The sequence below is a fragment of the Streptomyces hygroscopicus genome (assembly GCF_026168105.1).
GTDB classification, from domain to species: Bacteria; Actinomycetota; Actinomycetes; order Streptomycetales; family Streptomycetaceae; genus Streptomyces; species Streptomyces hygroscopicus_D.
In genome coordinates this window covers 42,615-67,507 of record NZ_LBMW01000004.1, presented here as the reverse complement: position 1 = coordinate 67,507, position 24,893 = coordinate 42,615, and the positions used below count along the sequence as shown (strand labels likewise).

Here is a 24,893-nt window from a genome sequence, read left to right as displayed (position 1 = left end):
GCGGCAGTTGATGCGGACTCATGCCATGAACCGCATGGTTCCTGAACATTCCGCGCGAAGGGCCGCCACTCGGCACGGCAGCCGGTGATCAGCCGCGCGCGCCCAGCAGATGGTCCATGGCCAGCTGGTCCAGGTGCTCGAAGGCCATCCCGCGTGCGGCGGCCGCCTCCACGTCGAACTCCTCGAAGGCGCCCCGGTCCGCGAGGAGCGCATCGAGCCCGTCGGCGGCGGTCGGCTGCGCCAGCTGGTCGAGACGACAGGCGCGCAGGGCCTGCCGGACCTCGGGGTCCGCACGGAAGGCAGCCGAACGCTCCTTCAAAATGAGGTAGTTGCGCATGCAGCCCGCCGCCGACGCCCACACGCCGTCGAGGTCCTCGGTCCGCGGCGGCTTGAAGTCGAAGTGGCGCGGTCCGCTGTAACCGGCGCTTTCCAGGAGGTCGACCAGCCAGAACGCGGCCCGCAGGTCGCCTGCGCCGAAGCGCAGGTCCTGGTCGTACTTGATGCCGGACTGGCCGTTGAGGTCGATGTGGAAGAGCTTGCCCGCCCACAGGGCCTGGGCGATGCCGTGCGGAAAGTTGAGCCCGGCCATCTGCTCGTGGCCCACCTCGGGGTTGACGCCGTACAGCTCGGGGCGCGCCAGGCGCTCGATGAAGGCGAGGGCGTGGCCGACCGTGGGCAGCAGGATGTCGCCTCGCGGCTCGTTCGGCTTCGGTTCGATGGCGAAGCGCAGATCGTAGCCCTGGGAGGTGACGTACTCACCGAGGAGGTCGAAGGCTTCCTTCATTCGGTCGAGTGCGACGCGCACGTCCTTGGCCGCTCCGGACTCGGCGCCCTCCCGGCCGCCCCAGGCGACGTATGTCTGCGCGCCCAGCTCCACCGCAAGATCGATGTTGCGGATGGTCTTGCGCAGGGCGTAGCGACGGACGTCGCGGTCGTTGGCGGTGAACGCGCCGTCCTTGAAGACGGGGTGCGTGAAGAGGTTGGTGGTGGCCATCGGCACGGTCATCCCGGTTGTGTCGAGGGCCTGCCGGAAGCGCTTGATGTGCCCCTCCCGCTCGCTGTCCGAGGACCCGAAGGGGATCAGGTCGTCGTCGTGGAAGGTCACACCGTACGCCCCGAGATCGGCGAGGCGCCGCACCGTCTCCACCGGGTCCTGGGCAGGCCGGGTGGCGTCGCCGAACGGGTCCCTGCCCTGCCAGCCGACGGTCCACAGTCCGAAGGTGAACCTGTGCTCGGGGGTGGGCTGGTAGCTCATGCCGCGGCTCCTTGCTCGCTGGACACTATTTCGTCAGGGCGCTTAACAAATTAGTATGCGGAGGCATCTCTGGGAAGAGACGATGTGTCCTCGTACGGAGGCTTCGTACGGTGACGATGGGCGCACCCGGGCCGCGCCGGTCCGGGCACGCCCCCGACCGGCCAGATCCCGCGAGCCGCGGAAGAGGGAGAACCCGATGTCAGCAGCCGAGGGTCCGCTCGTCGTCGGGGTGGACTCGTCCACCCAGTCCACCAAGGTCCTGGTCGTCGACGCGTCGACCGGACAGGTGGTGGCGAGCGGCCAGGCGCCGCACACCGTCTCGTCGGGCGCGAGCCGCGAGAGTGATCCGCGCCAGTGGTGGGACGCCCTGTGCGAGGCCCTGCACCAGTGCGGCGAGGCGGCTCACGAGGCCTCCGCGGTGTCGATCGGTGGCCAGCAGCACGGCCTGGTCACACTGGACGCGCAGGGCGACCCCGTGCGCCCGGCCCTGCTGTGGAACGACGTGCGGTCGGCGCCGCAGGCCCGCCGGCTGGTGGAGGAGCTGGGCGGCCCCAAGGCCTGGGCGGAACGCACGGGAAGCGTGCCCGGCCCTTCCTTCACGGTCACCAAGTGGGCCTGGCTCGCCGAGAACGAGCCGGAGTCCGTGCGCGCGACCCAGGCCGTGCGACTGCCCCACGACTATCTGACCGAACGCCTCACCGGTCAGGGCACGACCGACCGCGGCGACGCCTCGGGGACCGGCTGGTGGGCGTCCGCGACGGAGTCGTACGACGAGGAGATCCTCGCGCACGTGAGGCTCGACCCCGCGCTGTTGCCGCGGGTGGTGCGGCCCGGTGAGGTGGCCGGGACGGTGCGCGACGCCCACGACCTGCCGTTCTCCAGAGGCACCCTGGTCGCACCGGGCACCGGTGACAACGCGGCGGCCGCGATGGGCCTCGGACTACGCCCCGGGACGGCGGTGCTGAGCCTGGGAACCTCCGGCACCGTGTACGCGGTCTCGAGACGACGTCCCGCGGACCCGACCGGGATCGTGGCCGGGTTCGCGGACGCGCACGGCGACTGGCTGCCGCTCGCCTGCACCCTGAACTGCACACTCGCCGTCGACCGGATCGCCTCGCTCCTTGGCCTGGACCGCGAGGCCGTCGAGCCCGGCGCAGGGGTGACTCTGCTCCCCTACCTCGACGGCGAGCGTACCCCGGCGCTCCCGCACGCCTCGGGACTGCTGCACGGACTGCGGCACGACACGACGGCCGGACAGCTGCTGCAGGCGGCCTACGACGGCGCGGTGCACTCGCTGCTGGGCGCCCTCGACCTGGTGCTCGACCCGGACGCGGACCGGGCGGCTCCATTGCTGCTCATCGGCGGCGGAGCGCGCGGCAGGGCATGGCAGGAGACCGTACGGCGCCTTTCGGGCCGTTCCGTCCAGGTGCCGGAGGCGAGGGAGCTGGTGGCGCTCGGCGCCGCCGCCCAGGCCGCCGGACTGCTGACGGGCGAGGACCCCGCCGCCGTTGCCCGGCGCTGGGACACCGCCCGCGGGCCGGTGCTTCAGGCCGTCGAGCGGGACGAGGCGGCGCTGACCAGGATCGCCGGGGTACTCTCCGACGCGGCGCCGCTGCTGGAGCGGGAGCCGGACCGTCGCTGACGAGATCCGAGAGAGGCATGACCCCACCGCTGCACGACGCCCATCCGGCCGGCCACGGCCGTCGGCTGCCCGACACCCAGCAGGGCATGCGCCGCCGCAACCTGGCGCGGGTCATGCACACCGTGAGCGCCGAAGGGCCCCTGTCGCGCGCCGCGGTGGCCGCCCGGATCGATCTGACCCGGGCCGCGGTCTCCACACTGGTCGACGAGCTGATCCGCTGGGAACTGCTCGAGGAGCTGGGGCCGGAGCGGCCCGGCCGGGTGGGGCGGCCCGGATCCGCCCTGGCCATCAGCGGCCACGGCCCGGCCGGGATCGGTGCGGAGGTCGGCGTAGACCATCTGGCGGTGTGCTCGGTCGATCTACGCGGCGTCGTACGGGCGCGGGCGGTGCGGCACGGCACGAACCGCGGCCGTCCACCGCAGCCGGTGCTCGCCGAACTGACCGCCCTGATACGGCAGGTCGTCGCGGAGGGGGAACGCGAGGGGCTGTGGCCGGCGGGGCTCGCGGTGGCGGTGCCGGGCCTGGTGGCGCGCGACGCCCGGACCGTGGTCCGCGCCCCCAACCTCGACTGGCACGACCTCGACCTGGGTCCGCTCCTGCCGGGCGAACCGCCGCTCACCGTGGACAACGAGGCCAACTTCGGCTCGCTGGCGGAACTCTGGCTCGGCGACGACACTCCCCGCGACTTCCTGCATGTCTCCGCGGAGATCGGCATCGGCGGCGCGGTGGTCGTGGATGGGCGGTTGCTGCGCGGGACGCGTGGCTTCGCGGGCGAGCTGGGGCATGTGCCCGTAGATCCGGAAGGGCCCAGGTGCGCGTGCGGCGGGCGCGGCTGTCTGGAGCAGTACGCCGGGGAGGAGGCGGTGCTGCGAGCGGCCGGTCTGACGCCGGGCGAGGACTCCGTCGGCCAGTTGGCCGAGCGTGCCGCACGGGGTGAGACGGACGTCTGCCGGGCCCTGGGGGGCGCTGGGACCGCGCTCGGCATCGCGCTGACTGGGGCGGTCAATCTGCTCGACCCGGAGGCTGTGGTGCTCGGCGGGGCGCTGGCCGCCCTCGCGCCCTGGCTCCTGCCTTCGCTGGAGCGGGAGTTGGCACGGCGGACAGCCGGCACGGCTTGTGCCGTCGCCGTCTCGCGGCTGGGGTCCGAAGGGCCACTGCTCGGTGCCGCGCACTCGGTGGTGCGTACGGTGCTGGACGATCCGGCAGCGGTCGCCGAGCGGACATAGCGCGGTGCCATTCCGTCGCCGCCGGGCTCTTTCGCATGAGCCACTCTCCTAGGACTGCTTCTCGGACTGCTTCCCGGGACTGCTTCCCGGACTGCTTCTCGCACTGCTTCTCGGATTCCTCCTCGAATTCCTCCTCGAACGGGTGAGGGGGTTATCCACAGTCTCCTCGTTGTCCACCGACGACACCGCGCGCATCCTGCCCAACCTCCCAGCGCCGTACTGTGATTCACGTGAGGCGCAGCCTTCGGGTGGGCGGTGGCTGTGTGCGATTCGAATCGGGGGATTCGCATGACGGGAGAGACTGGATGTCGCGGCTCGATCCGAGGCAGCGGCTGGTGCCCGACCGGGCGGGGAGCGGCTGCCCGAGCGCGAGACGCACCGAGGAATCCACGCCCGGTTGCGCGAAACGGCCGCCGCGCTGAGGCGTTGAGTAGGAAGGAACAAGACCTGCACATCTCGGAAGATCAGGAGCGTAAGACGCCTTGTCCGTGGAACAAGCCGAATCCGGGCGAACGAGACCCCTCACCAGCAGGCGGCGGTTACTGAAGGGCGTGGCCCTCGCGGCGGTTCCCTACGCGCTGCTCCCCTCGACACCGGCCGGTGCCCGGCCACGCGTCGTCGATCACCCCGGCGCCGACTGGATGTCGGCGGACCGGGCCAACTACACGGCCTCCGACCGGCCGTGGACCTACCCGCTCGAGTTCGTCGTCATCCATGTGACACAGACGACGTACACGAACGCCCTGGGCATCTTCCAGAACCCGAGGAAGAAGGTGTCCGCGCACTATGTCGTCCGGTCGGCGGACGGGCACATCGCGCAGTGCGTACGCGAGCACGACATTGCCTGGCACGCGGGCAATTGGGACTACAACACACGCAGCATCGGCATCGAACACGAAGGGTGGGTGGATCGGCCGGGTTATTTCACAAGCGCCCTGTACGAGGAGTCGGCCAAGCTCACGGCGGCGGTCTGCACCAGATATGGCATTCCGAGGGATCGGGCACACATCATCGGGCACTACGAGGTGCCGGGCACCGACCACACCGATCCGGGACCGGACTGGGACTGGGCGCACTACATGCGGCTGGTCAGCTTCGCCTGACCGAGGGCGCCCGCCCCGAGCGGTTGGGCGAGAGGAGCCGACCGGGCCAGACGCCTCCCCGGTGCGCCCTTCAGCTCGATGACGGTCGAAACGGTTGTCGGCGCCCATCCCGGGAGTGACGATGTTCCCAGCGCATCGCCGTCCCCGGGAGGCCGAGTTGACCGAACCGTGGGTGGCCCTGGAACCAGGGGCCGATCCCGTCGAACGGGTGCGTGAGCTGCGCCGCGCACATGAGACGTTCACGGCGGTGGGCACCGTGGCGCGGCGGGTGCGTCCCGTGGTGGCCGACTCATGGCGGCGTTCCGCGCGGGCGGGTGTCGGGCCGGAGGGCACAGCGCTTGTGGAGCTGACGGACGGCGACCTCGGCTCGTACCGCGCGGAGCATCCGCTGGCGCGTGTGATGCCGCTCGTCCGTGAGCTGATGGGGCCGTTCGCAGCGGACGGGGAACATCTGCTGGCTGTGTGCGACGCTCAGGGCAGGCTGCTGTGGGTCGAGGGTCATCCGGTGACACGGCGGCGTGCTGACCGGATGAACTTCGTTCCGGGCGCGAGCTGGGCGGAGTCAGCGGTGGGAACGAATGCGCCGGGGACGGCCGTCCTCATGGACCGGCCGGTGCAGGTGTTCGCGGCCGAGCATTTCATCCGTCGCGTCCAGCCGTGGACGTGCGCGGCGGCACCGGTGCACGATCCGCGCACCGGACGGGTGCTCGGCGCGCTGGACATCACCGGCGGGGACAGGCTCGCGCATCCGCACAGCCTGGGGTTCGTGCAGGCAGTGGCTCGGGCCGCCGAGTCCCACCTGGCGCTGCTGTCACCGGCCGAGGCCGCGGCGGGCAGGCTGGAGCTGACCGCGCTGGGCCGCGACGAGGCGCATCTGCTCGTCGATGGCCGGAAGATCAGGCTCAGTCGTCGGCACAGCGAGATCCTGGTGCTGCTGGCCCGACATCCGGAAGGGCTGACAGGGGACGAGCTGCTGTGCGCGCTCTACGAGGACGAGTCGGTGACACCGGTGACACTGCGCGCCGAACTGGCGCGGCTGCGCCGGATCCTCGGCTCGGGTCTGCTGGTCTCGCGCCCCTATCGTCTGACGGCTGCGGTCGAGTCGGATGTCTCGGTCGTGGAGCGACGGTTGGCGTCGGGGTCGGTCGCCGAGGCCGCCACCGCGTACACGGGTCCCTTGCTGCCCGGGTCGCAGGCACCGACTGTGGCCCGGCTGCGCCGTAGACTCAGCGACGGACTGCGGACCGCGCTCATCGCCCGCCGCGACCCCGATCTGCTGGCCGACTGGGCACACACGCCCTGGGGCGAGGACGACCTCGACATCTGGCGGGCGCTCGCGGCGGTGCGGCCCACGGCGGCCGTACAGGCGCGGCTGGACGAGTTGGAGTCGGAACTCGCGGCACCGGTGGGGTGGGCACGCCCGGCGCCTCGCTGACACGCGGCGCGGCACGGCGGCTTCCTCGCGCGGCGCTCCGTGCGGGCCTCCGTGCGGGCTTCCGTGCGGGCCTCCGTGCGGGCCTCCGTGCGGGCCTCCCCCGGCTGTTCCGCCCGGTGCGGCCCGCGACGCAACGTACTCGCAACGTCCCCGTTCCTAGCCTCGCACCGAGAGCTGCCCAACGGCGGGCAGCGCTTTCCCGGGAGGCAGACTCGCATGACCCGTTACGCAGCGCCCGGCAACGAGGGCGCGATCGTCTCCTACCAGGCGCGCTACGACCACTTCATCGGTGGCGAGTACGTTCCTCCGGCGCACGGCCAGTACTTCGAGAACCCGACTCCGGTGAACGGGCAGCCGTTCACGGAGATCGCGCGGGGCACCGCGGAGGACGTGGAACGTGCGCTGGACGCGGCGCATGCCGCCGCCCCCGCGTGGGGCCGTACCTCGGTGACCGAGCGCTCCGACATCCTCCGGAAGATCGCCGACCGGATGGAGGCCAATCTGGAGCAGCTGGCGGTGGCCGAGAGCTGGGAGAACGGCAAGCCCATCCGGGAGACCCTGGCCGCGGACATCCCGCTCGCGATCGACCACTTCCGCTATTTCGCGGGGGCGATCCGTGCGCAGGAGGGTTCGCTGGGCGAGGTCGACGACGACACCGTGGCATATCACTTCCACGAGCCGCTCGGCGTCGTCGCCCAGATCATCCCCTGGAACTTCCCCATTCTGATGGCCACCTGGAAGCTGGCACCGGCACTCGCGGCGGGCAACGCGGTCGTCCTCAAGCCCGCGGAGCAGACGCCGGCGTCCATCCACGTCTGGCTGAGCCTGGTCGCCGACCTGCTCCCGCCGGGCGTGGTGAACGTCGTCAACGGATTCGGTGTGGAGGCGGGCAAGCCCCTGGCATCCAGTCCGCGCGTGGCGAAGGTCGCGTTCACGGGCGAGACCACGACGGGCCGGCTGATCATGCAGTACGCGTCCGAGAACATCACTCCGGTGACGCTCGAACTCGGCGGCAAGTCCCCGAACATCTTCTTCGACGACGTCTGGTCGGCGAACGACGACTTCCGCGACAAGGCGCTGGAAGGCTTCACGATGTTCGCGCTCAACCAGGGCGAGGTGTGCACGTGTCCGTCGCGGGCGCTGGTGCAGCGGGGCCACTACGCCGAGTTCATGGAGGCGGCCGTCGCCCGCACGGAGCGGATCACAACCGGGCATCCGCTGGACACGGACACCATGATCGGCGCCCAGGCGTCGAACGACCAGCTGGAGAAGATCCTCTCGTACCTGGACATCGGCCGTCAGGAAGGCGCGAAGGTCCTCACGGGCGGTGAACGCATCGAGCACGATGGCGAGTTGAAGGGCGGCTACTACGTCCAGCCGACCATCTTCGAGGGCGACAACAGGATGCGCATCTTCCAGGAGGAGATCTTCGGCCCGGTGGTGTCGGTCACATCGTTCAACGACTTCGACGACGCCATCAAGACCGCCAACGACACGCTCTACGGGCTCGGCGCCGGCGTTTGGACGCGGGACGTCAACACCGCGTACCGCGCGGGTCGTGCCATCCAGGCGGGCCGCGTCTGGACGAACTGCTACCACCAGTATCCGGCACACGCCGCGTTCGGCGGATACAAGGGCTCGGGTATCGGCCGCGAGACCCACAAGATGATGCTGGAGCACTACCAGCAGACGAAGAACCTTCTCGTCTCGTACTCGCCGAAGAAGCTCGGTTTCTTCTAGACGCACGAGAAAAGGCGCCTGACTCCGGCTTTTGCTCGTCAGGCGCCTTCCGCCGGGCCCACCCAGAGCGGGGCCCGGTTTACGTTTTAACTGCCAGAACTCTGAAGCTGTTTCGAAGCGCCGCTCGCCGGACACCGGAGCGGGCTTGTACAGCGCCTCCGCGGCGTTGAGACCGAGCCCGTGACCCAGTTCGATGAACCGTATGCCCGATCCTTGGAGACCGAGCAGAACCTCACTGACTCAGGTTGAACTCGCCGTGTCCCTGGGCTGGTGACGGTTCTTGATCGTTGCGGTAGGAGGTCCTCATGCGGTACGCGCATGGATGTGGGCTGACGCGCAAGGAGGCGTTGCAGCCCCGGCCGTGTGGTTGGGCGTCAATCGCCGGACAGCAGACCAGCGGCGCCGGGATTGAGGAGCCTGCTGAAACGGGGGCCTGGAGGCTTATTCACAGGGCTTCACCAGCCCCTTTGTAGAAGGCGAGGGCGGTGACGGTTTTGGCGACGAGGGCGAAGCGGTTGAGGGGGCCGCGGTAGCGGGTGGCGAAGATCTTCCACTCCTTCAGGTGTGCGATGGCCCGTTCCACCGCGGCCCGGAGTGTGCTGATGGAGCGGCTGGCGATCTTGTCCCCGGTGGATCGCTCCTGGCCGGGTGGCTTGCGCCTTGGTGTGAGCAGTCCGGAACCGACGTAGCCCAGATCGCCCATGCCCCCCCGTTGTGCGAAGGCGTCGGGGTAGTCGGACTGGCGCCAGGCGTGCATGTCGTGGCGGGAGCCCGGGACGGGCGCGGAGACCGCGAGGAGGTCCCCGGCGAGGGTGGCGGCGACCTGCAGCCTCGGTGGTTCATTGATGCTCTCTCGAATGCCACGCTACCGAGCAGGGCCGCCCTCCTGATGCAGAACGCCAAGCCGAAAACTTCCGTGAACAGGCCTCCTCGGGCGCTGCGGCGCCGACAGCCACGGTGAGGCCGCGGCGGCGGCCGAGGGGCGGTCCACCGTTTGTCGTGGGGCCGCCCCTGGTGAGCCGTGTCGGTGAAAACCGCGTCCCGGTACGTCAGTTGGCGGGAGCGAGTTGGACTTCGTCGTGCAGGCCCTTGGCGTCGACGCCGGTGAGCAGGCTGACGTGTCCGTCGTTCCAGCGGACGAGGATGTCGTTGGTGGTGGTGTTGGCGGTGAAGGCGCCAGCGGCGACCACGGCGGCGTCCTTCCACTCCGAGTTCCTCGGCCGGACCTTGATCTCCCCCGGCAGGGCCTTGCCGGTCAGGCCCGGGTAGATCGTGGTCTCGCCGTCGACCCATCGCACCAGCAGGTCGTCGGTGCTCTTGCCGGTGAGGGACCCGGTGGTGAGGTTCTCGGCGTAGGGCCAGGTGGTGGTGTTCTTGGCGACGATCTGGGTCTGCTTCTTCAGCCCGTTGGCCGCCAGGTCACTGAAGACCGAGACGTGGCCGTCCTTCCACTCCACCAGCAGGTCGTCGCGGTGGCCGCCCGGAGTGAAGCGGCCGCCGGTCAGCAGACGCGCGTCGTTCTGCCACTCGGGAGTCTGCCGAGGGGCGAGCTGCTTCTCACCGTGAAAGCCCTTGGCATCCACGGTCGTGTACTGGGTCATCTCCCCGTCGACCCACCGCACCACCAGCCCGTCCGTGTCGCCACCGGCATTGATGCTCGTGATCGCCAGGGCCTTGGCCCAGATGCTCTTGCGGGGGGCCAGCCGGTGTTCGGCGGCGAAGGGGTGGGCGGCGTCGTTGCTGTCGCCGCCCTGGTAGAGGGTGACCTCACCGTCGTTCCACAGGACGATCAGGTCCATGTGGCGGCTGCCGCCTGCGGAGCCGCCGGTGTAGTAGCCGGCGGTCATCTGCACGGCGTCCTTCCACGGCGCATTCGCGAAGGTCGTGCTGTAGGCGACCTGCTGGACCCAGCCCGCCAGGTCATCGACCCGGGCCGCCACCGCCCCCGTGCGGGTCTCGGACGGGTCGGCGCCCAGGCAACCGCCCTGCCAGGAGCGGCTGTTGACGCCGACGACCGTGGTGCGGCCGTCGGTGGTGGTCAGCGCGGGGCCGCCGGTGTCGCCCTTGCAGACGGCGGCGCCATCAGTCTTCGCCGCCAGGTCCACGGTGGTGGCACCGACGTTCTGGACGGTGAAGGCGGCCGCGTGCACCTGATCGGGCACCCACTCGTCCTTCGTGCGCCCATAGCCCGCAGCCTGCACTTCGTCCCCCACACCGGGCGCTGCGCCCGCCACCAGGATCGGCGTGACACCGCCGACGGGCTTGGCCAACTGCGCCATCACCACATCCCGGTCGGCGCGAGGAGCGAGGTTCACCACCTGCTGCGCCGCGCCGCCGATGGTGGCTGTCGTCTTCAGCTTCGGCGCGCCGGGGGCAAGGGCGGCGCCCGGGGTGTCGGTGAAACAGCTCGCCGCCGTCAGCAGCCACTGCGGCGCCACCAGTGTGGCCGAACAGCCCCGCTGGCCACCGATGTCGAGCCGTGCGGTGGCGGCCGCTGTGGCGGCGGGAGCCTGCGGACCCGACACGGCGGCCGCGGGCGCGGCCGACAAACCGGCGGCAGCCAGAGTCGCAGCGGTGATCAGGCCACTGGTCCGCGCAATGGGCGGACGAAAGCCGGACATGAACATTCCCCGTTTCATGTGAGGTCGGTGAGAAGAAAGACACGTGAGCGCGGTCAGCTCACGAGGGGCAGCACCGACAGAAGGTTCGGCGCGCCTGCGGCGCCGTTCAGCAGCCCCCGTCTACTGCCGCTGACACACCAGACGGGCATCGGCTCGGTTGAGGAGCCGGCTTCGGCGTCTGCTGTGCCGGTGGCGACAGTGGTCGGTCAGAGAGGGCAGGCAGGCTGTCGTGCTGCCGGTGAAGGCCGGGCGTGCGGCGCGCGGGACCGGCGACTGGCCGATCCGTAGCGGCAAGGACTCGTCCGGGGGTTCAGCCGGTGACGCGGAGTTCGACGAGGACGGACCGCTTGCTGGCGTCGCCTGCCTCGCCGACCGGCGTGTAGTCGTTCTTGGGGGCGTTGACGACGGTCTCCTTGCCGTCGGTGGTGAGTGTGGCCTGGACCGGGTGGTCCTGGGTCCAGATGCCGTATGCGTCGGGCAGTTCCATGGTCAGGTACCCCTGCTTGCCGCTGACCTTGAAGCAGTAGTACATGCCCGCGGTGCGGGACTCGACCTTTATGTCGTAGGCCGAGGTGCAGTCCGTGAGCATGATGTGGCCGTCGCCGCGCTTGAGGGTGATCTTGCGTTCGGCCTGGATCTTCGCGGCTCCGGGATAGTCGAACGTCTCAACGGCGGACGGCATGTCGGTGTCGGAGGGCGCGGGCGTGGCCGGCGAGGCGCCCACGGCTGACGCGTATGTGACAAAGCCCACGGAACTTACGACAGCGGCTACAGCTCCTACGACGAGGGATCTTCCGGCACGAGACATCGCCATGATTCCTTCCGATTGACGCGAACCTGCTCAACCCCGACGGGGCTGCACAAGTGAAGCATATGTAAAGTACTTGCGAAGCACCCCCCCAATTACTTTGAGTTTCAACTGAGTTGACGACATGTCAGGCCGGGTCGCCTGATCGTCGGACAGCCTGCTGGATCGCGCGCATGCCCGCTCCCGTCGTTGCTCGGGAGCCGCACGCGCAATTCCGCCGACCGGTGGTCAAGACGCCGTGGAACTCACCAGGTATGAGTAAGGACTTCGCATGAAGAGACGTTGGCGTCCCGTGTGGGCGTCGCACGATCGGGTCGGCGAGCCCATACGGGCACGAAGCCGCGCCGCATTGCGCGGTGCAACCGCCGGACTGCTGCCGCTGGCCTTGGCGGCGGGGCTCCTCGGCATCTCGCCGACCACCGCAACAGCCGATGACTCCGACCCTCTGCTCAACCGAGAGGTGGCAGTCGAGTACTGGCGTGACGGTGGCAGTGGTGTGAAAGAGGCCGCCGAGCGGGCCCTGCTCGGTGGTGACGACGAGATTCGCGCATTCATCCACGACAAGCCGGCGCTGCAGGCCGTGGATGACCGGGTGGACGTCAGCCGGATCATCAACAGTGGTGGTCCGGCGGTGCGTGAGGCGGCGAAGACGGCGCTTGCGTCGCAGAACCCGGAGCAAGTGACCGCGTTCTTGCTCGGCGGCTGGAAGGCTCCCCTGGAGCAGGACCAGCGCGTCGAGGCCTCCAGGGTCATCAACCTCGGAGGTCCGGGTGTGCAGCAGGCCGGCAAGACGGCGTTGCAGGGCTCGCCGGAGGATGTGGCGAAGTTCCTGGCGGAGGGCCAGTACACGGCGCGTGAGACGGACAACCGGGTCAAGGTCTCCCAGCTGATCGGCTCGGGTGGTCCGGCGATGAAGGCGGCCGGGAAGGCCGCCCTGCAGGGGACGCCGGACGACATCGTCGAGTTCCTGGAGGTCGGACAGTTCACTGCGCGAGACCGTGACCAGGAACACGCCACGATCGCGCAGCTGACCGAGCAGGCCGAACGGGCCGGCGCGCAGGCCGACGACGCCACCAAGGCGGCGCAGGAGGCGTCGGCCAAGGCTGTCGCGGCCTCTGCGCTGGCCAAAGCCGCGGCGCAGACAGCTGCGAAGGAGACCGCGGCCGCGAAGAACGACTCGCTGCGGGCCGCGTCCAAGGCGCGGCAGGCAGCAGATGCGGCACGGGCCGCCGCCGAGGCCGCGCAGACCGCGATCAGCGCGGCGAACGCCGCTGACCGTTCGGCCCGTACAGCGGCGCTGGCTGCCGCGCAGACGGCCGCGGCGGCGACCGCTGCCGCCGATGCGGCCGGAGCCGCCTACAAGGCCGCCGCTGATGCGGCCACCGACAAGAACAAGGCCGACGACGCACGGACCTCCGCCCAGCAGGCCCGTGCCGCCGGCGCCCTGGCGAAGTCCTCGGCGGCGGCCGCCGAGCAGGCCGGCAGAGCCTCTCTGGCCGCGGGCGCTGCCGCCAGGGCATCGCTGAGCGCGACCGACGACGCGAACGCGGCCGCTGACGCGGCCGACGAGGCCAACCAAGCCGCGGACGCCGCCGGGGCCCACTCCGCCGAAGCGCAGGCGGCCGCCGCCGAGACACGGCGTCATGCCCGTGAGGCGAACCGGGCGGCGAACGCGGCCGAGGCCTTGGCAGGCGAATCCGCCCAGGCCGCCTACGAGGCGCGCGACGCGGCGAACTCGGCAGCCACGCACGCCGACAACGCCGCGGATGCGGCCGAGGAAGCCGCCAAGCAGGCGGGCAAGGCGACGAACGCGGCCAACGAGGCGGCCAAGCAGGCTGCCAAGGCCAAGGAAGCGGCCGACACCGCGACCAAGGCTGCTGCCACCGCGCACAAGGTGTTCACCATCGCCCGCAAGACCGAGGCCGAGGACCTTGCGACCCGGACCAATGCGGCGATGGAGGTCGCCCAGTCGCAGAAGGACGGCGCCGACGAGTTCACCTCGCAACTGGCAAAGGTCGCGCTGGAGGACAAGCAGATCGGAGAGGACACCGCCGCTCTGGCGACCGAGGCCGACAAGCCCGGAGCCGACACCAAGGCCATCGCCGCCAAGGGCCGCGCCGTCGCCCTGCGGGCCCTGAAGCAGTACGGAGTCTGGCGACAGGAAGCCGCCGCCAGGGCCCTCTCCGGCGACGACGACGCGGTCCTGGACTACCTGCGCACCGGCGCCGGGCAGGCCGAGACGGACGAGATCCGCCAGCAGGTCACCGACCTCGCCGAGTCCAGCCCGTATGAAAGCGTGCGCAGCGGCGCCACGGAGGCGCTGAAGGGCAGCGACCAGCAGATCCGGGACTTCTACACCACCGGCCAGTACACGGTGGCCACGGCTGACTACCGGGTGCTCGTCTCCCAGATCGACAACGCCGGCGGCCCGGCCGTGAAGGACGCCTCCAAGGCCGCTCTGGCGGACGGCAGCCCCCAGGCGATGATGGCGTTCCTCAACGGCGGCCAGTACCAGGCCCGCAACCAGGACGAGCGGGTGCTGGCGTCCAAGCTGGTCAACGACGGCGGTCCGGAGGTACAGGCAGCCGCGAAGATCGCGCTGACCGGCCCCGCCGACCAGCTGCACGAGTTCCTCCAGGTGGGCCAGTACATGGCCGATCGCAAGGACAAGCTCGCCCAGACCCACGTCGCGCAGATGCAACGGCTGCTCGACGAGGCCGACGGCATCGCCGCCGACGCGCGCAAGGACAGCTGCCTGGCCGCCAAGGCCGCGGCGACCGCCAAGAACGCCAAGGACGAAGCGAACAAGGCGGCGGCCGACGCAGAGCGGAACGCCCGCCAGGCAGGCAAGTACGCCGAGGACGCGAAGAAATCCGCCACCCAGGCGCAGGACAGCGCCAACCAGGCAGCCGACTCCGCCAGGACCGCCCGCAGCGCCGCCGACCGAGCCGACCAGGACGCCACCAACGCCGACGAATCCGCCGCCCAAGCAGAATGGTCCGCAACCTACGCACGGGACTCGGCACACGACGCCGACGACGCAGCCGACGCCGCCCAGCAGGACGCCGTCGCAGCAGGCAAGAGCGCCGCGGAGGCCAAAACGGAGGCGTCCAAGGCCTGGTCGGACGTGGTGACCAAGCGCCGGGCCGAAGAGGCCGCGGCCCGCAGGCAGGCCGAGGAGCAGCGCAAGCAGCAGCGCGAGAAGGAACAGCAGGCCAAGGACAAAAAGCACTGCATCGCCTACATGTCCCGGGACAGCCTCCCGCCCTGCGCGCTGGCCGGCCAGCCCCTCGAACTGCCCCAGGCCTCCCCGGACCTGGCCAAGCTCCTACTCAAGGGCGGCATGGAGGTCCTCGGCATCACCGACCTCATCGACTGCGCCAAGAACCCCACCCTCGGCAAATGCACCTTCGCCGTGGCCGGTGTCCTCCCATGGGGCAAGCTGAAGCTGCTCAAGAAGGCCGCCGACGGCGTCGAGGAAATCGCCGAAGCCTCCCGTGCCGAAAAGGCCGCAAAAGCCGTAGGGAAGTGCTTCAAGTGCTTCCTCGCCGGCACCAAGGTACTCATGGCGGACCGTTCGACGAAGAACATCGAGTCCGTCAAGGCAGGCGACACGGTGCTCGCCACCGACCCCCTGACCGGGCTCACCGGGCCGCGCACTGTCACCAACCGCATAGTCACCGAACATGACAAGCGGTTCGACGAACTGACCCTGCACACTCGCTACGGCCTCGAGCACCTCACCGCCACCAACGAGCACCCCTTCTGGTCCCCTTCCTCCGGGAGATGGGTGGAAGCCCAGAACCTCCGAACAGGGGCAACCCTCCGAACGGTCGACGGCAGGACCATCACCGTCCAAAAGAACCGCTCGTTCGAGAAGACCGCCCGGACGTACAACCTCACCGTTGCCGACCTGCACACGTACTACGTGCTGGCGGGGAAGACCCCGGTCCTGGTGCACAATTCGAATGGGTGGTGCGGGCCGGGATTCAGAACGGCGGCAGAGGCTGGTATCAGTCCGAACGATGCGCAGCGTATCCAGAACGCTGCCGACAGGATTGGACAGCCGATCATTGTGGTAGGAAGTCGCGCAGGCGGAACGGCGCACGCCGCTTCGGACTGGGACTACATCCTGTCCGGACCGTCCAGACTCCGTAACAAAATCAAGAACTCCCTGCCGAGAGGAACCGGGGACGGTGAAGGGAGTGGGCGCGGCAGGGACTTCTGGCAGACCTACAACCCGAACAGCCCCAGCAGGGATTACACAGTATTGGATAGGGACAAACCGTACGTGGTGTTCGAGCCCAGGAGTTAGCGTGAATGAATTGCGGAGCTCAGAGCGGATCATCAACGAGGTAGCTCAGGGGACGCGCAGCCTGGACGAGGCGGTGGACTGGTTCTCATCGCTGCAGCAAGGGGAACAGGATTCGGTACTGCGTGAGATCGTTCTTTACTCGATTCAGGCACACGTCACTGCAGAAGACGGACGCGAAGGCCTCGCGAGATCGGGAGTCAAGGCAACCATGACCCCCGCGGTCCTCATTCTCCGGGAGCCGATCCTCCAACAGATGGGAAAGATTGCAGGGCTGCCCCCAAACGAACACTTGAAGGCCTTCCGCGTTCTTTTGTCCACGTTCGCAGTGGCTGACACGCGACGGAGGGAGACGGAATGTCGAGGGGCTTGTAGCCACGCCTGGCACAACCTGTCGTAGCCACGGGCGACGCCTGAGGTACGAGGCCCCGGGACGGTTCGGAAGCCCTCACCAAGTCCGCACTTGGTGAGGGCCTTCGCTGCGCGGCCGTGCGAGCCTTGATGACGGGAGAATAAGACGTGGTCGAAGTAGAGACATTTCTGAAGGGGCCGGACGGCGAGTTCGTGCCACTGGGAGCCTGCCACACCCCACCGAACGACCTCGACTACATCGAGGGCGCTGTCCGGGTGTCCCTCGATGGTCTGCCGATCATAGGCCTTGAAGAATGGGATTATGTTGACCAGCTCTGGTGCTATGTCGCCGACATGGTGACGCAACTGAGCACGACAGGCTACGCGGAGACGTATTTCCCAGACCAGTCCATCAAACTGTCCTTCCAGTCCGCGGGGACGCGCGTCTCGGTGACCGCAGAGATCGGCCAGGAAGTCAGGAGGGCAAGCGCTTCGTCCGCCGCCTTCTTGGAGGCCGTCAAGACGGCAGGCACCCGATTCTTCGAGAAAATGTCCGAGCTGGCCCCGGGAAATTCTTACGCCGAGGCACGCCAGGAGCTGTCGAACTGAGAAATTCCCCGCCAGCACGGGTACAGATGCGCAGGTCGGCTGGGTCAGCCGGATCTGAACCAGCAGATCTCGATGAAATCACTCGGATCATCACGCATGGCCATATCCTCGGCAATGCGGTTCAACACCTCGCCCTTGGACATGCTCCATGGGACCGTATCCTCGTCGGCATTGGAGCTCGGCTCCCCGACCTTACGCGCCGCTCGATCATATCTGAGACGAGCGTCAAAGTGGCTTGCCGAATCTTGGATTCCGTGAGGCCTCTTCACGGAAGTTTTCGGCTTGGCGTTCTGCATCAGGAGGGCGGCCCTGCTCGGTAGCGTGGCATTCGAGAGAGCATCAATGGACCACCGAGGCAGGGACGTTGAGCTGGAGCGTTGCGACAGGGCTGGACACTGATCGGCTTGATGAGCTGGTCGCACGGGTTCATCAAGAGCTCCTGGAGGATGCGGACCCGCCAGTGGAACGGGCCATGCACACCTGAAGGACTGGAAGATCTTCGCCACCCGCTACCGCGGCCCCCTCAACCGCTTCGCCCTCGTCGCCAAAACCGTCACCGCCCTCGCCTTCTACAAAAGGGCTGGTGAAGCCCTGTGAATAAGCCTCCTCGACCGGAAAAGATCGTCCGCAAGCTTCAAGGACAGTGGAAACTGTGGGACAGCCCTCCCCGATGTGATCAGGAGCACCAGTGGACGACATGGAATTCGCCGATGCTCTGGAGACCGTCCTGCGGGACCTCCGAGCACAGTGCGCGGTGCAGCCGGACATACGTACGGACGACAGGTACGGGATCATGCTCTGGGCCCCGGACCGTTCAGCCCAGGGCCTGACTTCACCATTGGGTGGCACCGCCGCAGAGCTGCTGGCGCACCTGGCAGATCAGGTCCAGGACTGGGCGGTGGAGGCACTATGGTCCGAAGGCGCATCGGCGGTCTGGCCACAGTGTCCGACCCACCCTGACACGCATCCGCTGACGGCAACTGTCCGCAGGGACACGGCGGTGTGGGTATGCCCGAAGAGGGGAACGACGGTGGCGCGGATCGGGGAACTGGAGACCCAATAGAGCGGGCGGCGCCTGCGGCCGGCGACAACCAGGGCCAGCCGTGCAGCGGCTGTGGGCCCCGGTTGCCGTACGGGGGTGACTCGTCGTCAAAGCCGTGCGCGAGCGGAACCACGCCGTAACTCCCGCTCCAGCCGCTTCCACCGCGCAGGGCTCAACCGCTCCACCGACACCGGCTCCGCAGAGCACAGCGACAGGCCTCACCCGCCCTACTCCACCGAGCGGTTCGCCGACGACGTGGTCGCGGTCCTCGACGAACTGGCCGTGGACCGCGCGGACGTGTACGGCACCTCCATGGGCGGGCGCGTCGCCCAGTGTCTGGCCGTCCGCCACTCCCGGCGGGTGCGCGCCCTGGTGCTCGGTTGCACCTCGGCCGGCGGTCGGCACAGCATCGACCGCGGCGGCGAAGTCCGCAGATCTCTGATCCAGCCCGATCCGGTCGCGGCGCGACAGGCTCTGCTGGAGCTGATGTACACGCCCGCCTGGCTCGCGATGCACCCGGGCCCGTACCACACGCTCGGCGACCGGAGCATGCCGGCACATGCCAGGCGCGGGCACCTGGTCGCGAGCGACGGGCACGACGCGTGGGACGCGCTGCCCGGCATCGTCGCCCCGACCCTGGTGCTGCACACGGGGTTCGGCGGCGACGAAGGGGACGCCGAGGCCACAGGCCTGCCTGAGGTCGCACACGGACCGCCCCAGCACAGGACATTGGGGCTGTGCGATCCTGTCGAAGTGTCGACTACGCGTATCGGTCCTGAGCCAGTAACCCCGGATCCGGTGCACTTGACGCAGCGCCCCCTCCTCACCCAGTCGTGGCTCGATCTGGCCTTCGTCCACTGGGCCACCGACCCGGCGGATGTTGCGCCGTTCCTGCCCGCCGGTACCGTCCCCGATACCTTCGATGGCGCCACCTACATCGGTTTGGTCGCTTTTCGCATGCATCGCGTTGGTTGGTTCCGGCTGCCCGGCATACCGTATCTCGGCACCTTCCCGGAGACGAACGTCCGCCTGTACTCCGTGGATTCCCTCGGGCGCCGAGGTGTCGTCTTCCGCTCGCTCGACGCCTCCCGTCTCATCCCCGTGGCGATCGCACGGACCGTCTTCCGACTGCCGTATCTGTGGTCCCGTATGAGCATCAGCCGCCGCGCCGACACCATCAGCTATCACAGCAGCCGCCGCTGGCCCGGACCGCGCGGCGCGCACAGCAGGGTGACGATAGGCATAGGTGAGCAGATCGAGGAACCGACCGCACTCGAACACTTCCTGACGGCACGCTGGGGTATGCACAACAGTTTCTTCGGGCAGTCGATGTACCTGCCGAACACCCACCCACGGTGGCCACTGCACCGCGCCGAGCTGATCGAGTGTGACGAGAACCTGGTGACGGCCGCGGGGCTTCCCGAGCAGAGCGGGACACCGGCGAGCGTGCTCTACTCGCCAGGCGTTCCCGTGCGCTTCGGACGGCCCGCCCGTCCAGGCGGGATCCCAACCCCCTGACCGCCGCGCTTGCCCCCGCATATCGCGGCAAGGAGCCGTCGGGGTGTCTTCGAGCAGGTCGGACAGCCAAAAGCGGGTCGGCCTGCTGTCGCCGGCCGGCCACTCTGCGGGCAGCCGCACCAGGGCAGGACGCCGTCCAACCTGGCCGTGGTCGGCCACTGCGGATGCCCGGGGCCGGTCGACGCGAGCGCACTCCGGCCGCCGGACCCATCGGCGTCAGCCGTCGCCGCAAGGAAGCGGGAGGTCACCGGGGTGCGGGAGCCTCCCGCCAGCTCGACATCCGTGGCGGGACAGCGGAACTCACGAGCATGGACACCTTTGCACCGCTCTGGCATGCTCCGATCAAATCTGCAGGCTACCGGCAGACGTCGCCCTGCCCCAGGGCGACCAGCGGAAGACTCACCCCACCGATCGCGCAACCCGCGGCAGCCCTCCGGCGCACCCAGGTCGGCCGGGCGGCCACCGAGCAGGCCGGAATCCCGGCCGCCGCAAAGGAGTTCCGTGTGAGATCGACCCCCCACAAGACCCTGGCCGCGAGCGCACTCGCCCTCGCCGCATGGGCCGCCGCCTCGCTCCCCGTCACCCCGGCGGCAGCCGCGCCGTCCGCAACAGTCTGTACCCCGAGCCAAGTGGTCGCCAACGGCGGCTTCGAAGGCGGCATCTCGCCCTGGAGCCAGTCGTCGACCGGTGTGATCACCAACCGCGTCGGTCAGACAGCCCACGGCGGAACCACCTTCGCCTGGCTGAACGGTGTCGGCAGCAGGCACACAGACACCCTCTCGCAGAGCGTCACCATCCCGTCCGGATGCGCCAGCGCGACCCTCACCTTCTGGCTCCACATCGACACCGCCGAGACGACCTCGTCCACCGCGTACGACAAGCTGACGGCGAAGATCGGCAGTACGACACTGGCGACGTACTCGAATCTCGACAAGAACACCGGCTACGTGCAGAAGTCGTTCGACGTGGCGGCGTTCGCGGGCCGGACCGTGGACGTCGCCTTCATCGGCACCGAGGACTCCAGCCTCCAATCGAGCTTCGTCCTCGACGACATCGCCCTCAACACCTCTGGCGACACCACACCGCCGATGGACCCCGCCCGCACCCCGGCCGCACCCTCGTACACCGTCAGCCTGAGCAGCAACACCAGCGGCACCGTCTGGACCGGCCACGAGAGCGCGGCTTTCACCAACGCCTCCTCCACCGCGCTCGGTGAGGTCTACCTGAGGCTGTGGGACAACTACCACGGCACCTGCTCCGCCACGCCGATCACGGTCAGCAACGTCACCGGCGGCACCGCGGGCGCCCTGTCGGTCGGCTGTACGGCCCTCAGGATCGACCTGCCGACGCCACTGGCACAGGGACAGACCGCCACGATCGGCTTCGATCTGGGCATCACCGTCCCCAGCGGCGCCGACCGTTTCGGATACGACGGGGCCTTCAGCTTCATCGGCAACGCCCTGCCTGCCCTCGCGGTCAAGGACACGGCCGGCTGGCACCTGGATCCGTACACCGACAACGGCGAGTCGTTCTACTCGCTGGCCGCCGACTTCAAGGTGACCCTCGACCACCCGAGCACCCTGCTGGTACCGGCCACCGGCAGTTCGGTCGACACCCCCGGCTCCAGCGGACGCACGGTCACGACCGCGACCGCCTCCCGCGTCCGTGACTTCGCCTGGGCCGCCGGCCCCTTCACCAAGATCTCCGGCACCTCGACCGCCGGCACTGCGGTGAACATCTACTCCGTCTCGGGCATCGGCTCGGCCGACGCACAGTCGATGCTCACCACCGCGAAGACCGCCGTCGACGCCCACGCATCGCGGTTCGGCGCCTATCCGTACGGCGAGTTGGACGCGGTGATCGACAACAACTTCTGGTTCGGCGGCATGGAGTACCCGGGCTTCGTCCTCGACCTCGTCAGCACCACTGCACTCACCCACGAGATCGGTCACCAGTGGTGGTACGGAATCGTCGGCGACGACGAGTACAACAGCCCCTGGCTCGACGAGGCGTTCGCCGACTACGCCACCGACCTGGCACTGAACAGGACCGGCACCAACTGCTGGAACAGCGTCTCGTGGGCCTCGACGGCGGAGAAGATCACCAATTCGATGGCCTACTGGGACGCCCACTCGTCCCGGTACTCCACCGTCGTCTACGGATACGGCAAGTGCGCCCTGCACGACCTGCGGCGCCTCCTCGGCGACACCGCCATGGCCAAACTGCTGAAGGACTACGCCACTTCGCACTGGTACGGCGTCTCGACCACGTCCGAGTTCAAGGCAGCCGCCCAGGCCGCCACGACCACGGACCTCACCTCGTTCTGGACCCAGCACCGCATCGACGGCTGACGCGGCACCCGTTCGCCGCGGTCGGTGCCGTCCGGCCTCGCCCGCGGCGAACCTGCGCGCCAACAGGGCCCTGCTCGCGGGGTACCTCCCGGGCTCTCCCACGGCTGTCCTGTGACCGGCAGCTTCCGGAAGTCACAGACCCGCGGCGTGGTGGGGGTCACCCGCACCCGGCGACGGTACCGGCGACAGCCCCGACCTCCAGAGTGGCGTTACGGCTTGCCCATGCGCACCGTGTCGCCGGAGGGACCGCCCCTGCGTACGTCGATGTGGATGCCGGTGGCCGGATCGGTGAAGGACTGGCCGGGTGCGAACGCGGCCAGGTCCAGGGGCGCGCAGCCGCTCGGCGGCGTGGTGTCCGGGTTGGCGTTGATGACGTGGACGGGGCCGTCGCCGGTCTGGGTCGCCGAGTCGACCTTGTAGATCAGTACCCCTGTGGAGCAGGCCGAGCGGTCGTTGTGCTCGGCCCTGCGGGACTCCGCCACGTAGGCCGTCGTCTCGCCGGTGCGGATCACGGCGATCTTGGTGCCGCCGGGGCGCTCCACCGGTGTGAGTCGCACGGTCCGCGTGCCGCTCGCGGGGAGGCAGGCGACCTGGCTGTCGCGGATCCAGCCGAGTTTCCAGGAGTGCCAGCCGAGGTATTGCGGCGCGGGACCGGCGATGTTGCCCATGAGGTCCCAGCCGCTCACGTACCGATGGGTCTCACCGGTGAAGGCGTACAGGTCGGGCAGGCCGAAGGTGTGGCCGGTCTCGTGGTCGGCGACCTTGTACCCCCAGCGCCACATGTCCTGGCCGAAGGTGACGGCCCACTTCAGGCGTGTGCCGTCGGCGGTGATGCCGGGGGTGGCCGGATCGTAGAGGTAGGTCGGGGAGAAGGAGATCGCGCGCGCCGCCTTGGCCGGGACGATGTAAACCATGTCGTAGCGGGAGAAGTCCACGAAGGGGTCGGCCGCCGCCACCGCGTCGCGCACGTAGCGCTCGTGGGTCTCGAAGGTGATGCCCCGGTCGAAGCCGTAGGACGTGGAGTCCGAGGGCATACGGATCCACTGGCGGTACGGCGTTGCGATGTCGAGCCGCGAACGGCCGTAGGAGGCTGTGCGCATCCAGTCGGCGGCGGGCGCCAGGTGAGCCGCGTAGGCGTCGGTGGAGTCGGTGGCCGGAGCGTCCGGAAAGTCCACGAACAGGGTCAGCACCCGGTGGGTACCGGTGGCGCGCTGGAACTGGGCGCGGTCGGTGTCGTGACCCTCGTCGGTCCAGCCGGTTCTGCCGGGCAGCGCACACTCGGCCGCGGTGGACGGCGAGTCGGGCTCCTGCTCCTGCGCTGTCGCCGTGGTGGCGGTGGTCAGGCAGGCGGCGAGGGCGGCGGCCACGGCGAGGGACCGAGTGCGGGTACGAAGTGGCGAGGTACGCATGTCTCTCCTGTGTCTGTTCTGTGCGTTCAGCACGCCTGTGTGCGGTCAGGACCTTGTGCGCTCGGTGAGGCAGCAGGCGGCTCGTCAGACGCGGCCGGCGGCCAGGTCCATGAGGCGGGCGAGAACGCGCCCGCCGGACGCGGTGAGCCCGTCGTGCTCCCACTCGTTGGTGACCCAGACGCGGGTGGCACCGACGTGCCGCGCGGTACGCAGGGACAGGTCCGCGTCCACGTACATGTCGTCGTGGTAGACGACGGCGGCCAGCGGAACCTCGTTGGCGGCCAGGCGGCCGACGTCGTACAGCGGCGGCCAGTCGGTCCGGCGCGCGAGGAGGTCGGCAGCCTGCGTGAAGGGGCGCAGGGTCCGGATGTCCTCGAACATCCAGGGGTAGATCATTTCGCCGGTGAGCAGGAGTGTCTCCGCGTCCTCGGCGAACTCGGGAAAGGCGGCAAGCGCCCGGTGGGCCGCCCAGCCCGTGGGTGCGGCCCCCTGCCCGTACAGCGTCTCCTGCAGCACGGCGAACAGTGGGTTGTCGGTGAAACCGGTCAGGCCCATCACCTGGTGGAGGAAGGTGTCGGTCAACTCGCCGCGCTCGTCGAGGGATTCGTCGAGCAGCCAGTGCACGCGCTCGAATCCGTCGCCCATGCCGAGGGCGAGGCCGAGGGTACGCAACCGCCGGACGGTGAGACGGTCTCCGTCGGGCAGGCGTACGTCACCTGTGGCGAGGCGGTCGGCGACACGGCGAAGGAGCTTGGCGTCGTCGGGGTAGCGGTCGTAGTACTCCAGGACGCGGTCGCGTACGCGCGGATGTGTGCGGGCGTAGACGTCGTCGGCGGTGGCGGTGAGCCCCGGCAGGCCCCCGGCCACGTGGCATGCCGACAGCCCCTCGGGGGCCTGGGAGAGGTACGTGAGGGTGACGAAGCCGCCGTAGCTCTGGCCGAGCGTCTCCCAGGGCCGCTCGCCGCACAGCTCGCGGCGTATCAGCTCCGCGTCCGCGACGATCGAGTCGGCCCTGAAGTGGGCGAGGTACGCGGCGAGTCGGCCGGGATCCGGGAACCGGGTGGCGGCCTTGGCGGTCACGGGTGTGGAGCGGCCGGTGCCGCGTTGGTCGAGGAGCAGCACGCGGTGGGTCTTCAGCGCCTGGGCCAGCCAGCCGGGCGAATCGGCCGACGGGCGGGGCGACTTGCCGCCCGGTCCACCCTGGAGATACAGCAGCCAGGGCTGGTCGTCCTCGGCGCGGGCCGGATCGGCGACTTGTCGGGCGAAGATCTGGAGGGTGGGGCCGCCGGGGTCAGCGTGGTCCAGAGGGGCGGTGAAGGAGTGGTCGACGGTCGCGTACGCGGGGTTCATGGCGCTCTTTCCCGAACCTGCGCGGCAGGGCCGACAGGCAGGTGAGTGGAGGGCGGCAGTGTGCCGGATGACGTGTGACGTGTACCGCCCAGTGTGTGGCGGCCCGATCCGCCCGCGGCAG

The 24,893-nt window shown here is 69.3% G+C and carries 16 protein-coding genes and 1 pseudogene; 11 read left to right on the top strand and 6 right to left on the bottom strand.

Going from position 1 to position 24,893, the window contains the following annotated elements; translation table 11 throughout:
* Positions 1-88 precede the first annotated feature (88 nt).
* A complete protein-coding gene (gene xylA / locus AAW14_RS05620; protein ID WP_265560495.1) occupies positions 89-1,255 on the bottom strand; it encodes a xylose isomerase in 1,167 nt (388 codons plus the stop codon).
* 196 nt (positions 1,256-1,451) lie between these two features.
* Between xylA and xylB the strand changes: the two genes are divergently transcribed.
* The 5 genes from xylB (at position 1,452) to AAW14_RS05595 (ending at position 8,401) form a co-directional block, all read left to right on the top strand.
* Positions 1,452-2,897, top strand: a complete 1,446-nt coding sequence (xylB, locus tag AAW14_RS05615) for a xylulokinase (RefSeq protein ID WP_265560493.1) — start codon at positions 1,452-1,454, stop codon at positions 2,895-2,897.
* A gap of 17 nt (positions 2,898-2,914) precedes the next feature.
* Positions 2,915-4,123 (top strand): ROK family transcriptional regulator, encoded by a 1,209-nt coding sequence (locus AAW14_RS05610; protein ID WP_265560491.1) that lies wholly within the window; start codon positions 2,915-2,917, stop codon positions 4,121-4,123.
* 551 nt (positions 4,124-4,674) lie between these two features.
* Complete coding sequence (locus AAW14_RS05605) at positions 4,675-5,226, top strand: N-acetylmuramoyl-L-alanine amidase (protein ID WP_265560490.1); 552 nt, start codon at positions 4,675-4,677, stop codon at positions 5,224-5,226.
* Positions 5,227-5,347: 121 nt separating this feature from the next.
* Positions 5,348-6,661 carry a GAF domain-containing protein gene (locus AAW14_RS05600; RefSeq protein ID WP_265560488.1) on the top strand — a complete coding sequence of 438 codons (1,314 nt, stop codon included), beginning with the start codon at positions 5,348-5,350 and terminating at the stop codon, positions 6,659-6,661.
* Positions 6,662-6,877: 216 nt separating this feature from the next.
* A complete protein-coding gene (locus AAW14_RS05595; RefSeq protein WP_265560486.1) occupies positions 6,878-8,401 on the top strand; it encodes an aldehyde dehydrogenase family protein in 1,524 nt (507 codons plus the stop codon).
* A gap of 445 nt (positions 8,402-8,846) precedes the next feature.
* On the opposite strand, the gene AAW14_RS05590 is transcribed toward AAW14_RS05595, so the two are convergent.
* The 3 genes from AAW14_RS05590 to AAW14_RS05580 form a co-directional block, all read right to left on the bottom strand.
* Positions 8,847-9,230 carry a transposase family protein gene (locus tag AAW14_RS05590; protein WP_265561017.1) on the bottom strand — a complete coding sequence of 128 codons (384 nt, stop codon included), beginning with the start codon at positions 9,228-9,230 and terminating at the stop codon, positions 8,847-8,849.
* A gap of 220 nt (positions 9,231-9,450) precedes the next feature.
* On the bottom strand, positions 9,451-11,022 hold the full coding sequence (locus AAW14_RS05585) for a S1 family peptidase (RefSeq protein WP_265560484.1): 1,572 nt from the start codon (positions 11,020-11,022) through the stop codon (positions 9,451-9,453).
* Between the two features lie 310 nt (positions 11,023-11,332).
* On the bottom strand, positions 11,333-11,773 hold the full coding sequence (locus tag AAW14_RS05580; RefSeq protein ID WP_265560482.1) for a hypothetical protein: 441 nt from the start codon (positions 11,771-11,773) through the stop codon (positions 11,333-11,335).
* 406 nt (positions 11,774-12,179) lie between these two features.
* Here AAW14_RS05580 and AAW14_RS05575 point away from each other — a divergent pair, with 406 nt between their 5' ends.
* The 6 genes and pseudogenes from AAW14_RS05575 (at position 12,180) to AAW14_RS05555 (ending at position 22,013) form a co-directional block, all read left to right on the top strand.
* Complete coding sequence (locus AAW14_RS05575; protein ID WP_265560480.1) at positions 12,180-16,145, top strand: polymorphic toxin-type HINT domain-containing protein; 3,966 nt, start codon at positions 12,180-12,182, stop codon at positions 16,143-16,145.
* Positions 16,027-16,542, top strand: a complete 516-nt coding sequence (locus AAW14_RS39705; protein WP_416223260.1) for a DUF5958 family protein — start codon at positions 16,027-16,029, stop codon at positions 16,540-16,542. Before AAW14_RS05575 ends, AAW14_RS39705 begins: the two co-directional genes overlap by 119 nt.
* 119 nt (positions 16,543-16,661) lie before the next feature.
* Positions 16,662-17,102, top strand: a complete 441-nt coding sequence (locus tag AAW14_RS05570; RefSeq protein ID WP_265560479.1) for a hypothetical protein — start codon at positions 16,662-16,664, stop codon at positions 17,100-17,102.
* Between the two features lie 1,114 nt (positions 17,103-18,216).
* A pseudogene (locus AAW14_RS39435) lies at positions 18,217-18,519 on the top strand (alpha/beta fold hydrolase); the annotation flags it as partial.
* Between the two features lie 378 nt (positions 18,520-18,897).
* Positions 18,898-19,662: a YqjF family protein gene (locus tag AAW14_RS05560; RefSeq protein ID WP_416223262.1), complete on the top strand. Its 765-nt coding sequence runs from the start codon at positions 18,898-18,900 to the stop codon at positions 19,660-19,662.
* Between the two features lie 503 nt (positions 19,663-20,165).
* A complete protein-coding gene (locus AAW14_RS05555) occupies positions 20,166-22,013 on the top strand; it encodes a M1 family aminopeptidase (protein ID WP_265560477.1) in 1,848 nt (615 codons plus the stop codon).
* A 209-nt stretch (positions 22,014-22,222) separates the two neighbouring features.
* Here AAW14_RS05555 and AAW14_RS05550 read toward each other — a convergent pair whose 3' ends face one another.
* Together AAW14_RS05550 and AAW14_RS05545 are read right to left on the bottom strand one after the other, a co-directional pair.
* Positions 22,223-23,422, bottom strand: coding sequence for a M6 family metalloprotease domain-containing protein (locus AAW14_RS05550; protein ID WP_265560475.1), 1,200 nt, complete (start codon positions 23,420-23,422; stop codon positions 22,223-22,225).
* Positions 23,423-23,506: 84 nt separating this feature from the next.
* Positions 23,507-24,772, bottom strand: coding sequence for an alpha/beta fold hydrolase (locus AAW14_RS05545; RefSeq protein WP_265560473.1), 1,266 nt, complete (start codon positions 24,770-24,772; stop codon positions 23,507-23,509).
* Between the last annotated feature and the right edge of the window lie 121 nt (positions 24,773-24,893).

Coding starts and splice junctions, on each gene's coding strand:
- xylB (WP_265560493.1), top strand. CDS start 1,452: ATGTCAGCAGCCGAGGGTCCGCTCGTCGTCGGGGTGGACTCGTCCACC.
- AAW14_RS05545 (WP_265560473.1), bottom strand. CDS start 24,772: ATGAACCCCGCGTACGCGACCGTCGACCACTCCTTCACCGCCCCTCTG.
- AAW14_RS05610 (WP_265560491.1), top strand. CDS start 2,915: ATGACCCCACCGCTGCACGACGCCCATCCGGCCGGCCACGGCCGTCGG.
- AAW14_RS05585 (WP_265560484.1), bottom strand. CDS start 11,022: ATGTCCGGCTTTCGTCCGCCCATTGCGCGGACCAGTGGCCTGATCACC.
- xylA (WP_265560495.1), bottom strand. CDS start 1,255: ATGAGCTACCAGCCCACCCCCGAGCACAGGTTCACCTTCGGACTGTGG.
- AAW14_RS05600 (WP_265560488.1), top strand. CDS start 5,348: ATGTTCCCAGCGCATCGCCGTCCCCGGGAGGCCGAGTTGACCGAACCG.
- AAW14_RS05595 (WP_265560486.1), top strand. CDS start 6,878: ATGACCCGTTACGCAGCGCCCGGCAACGAGGGCGCGATCGTCTCCTAC.
- AAW14_RS05550 (WP_265560475.1), bottom strand. CDS start 23,422: ATGCGTACCTCGCCACTTCGTACCCGCACTCGGTCCCTCGCCGTGGCC.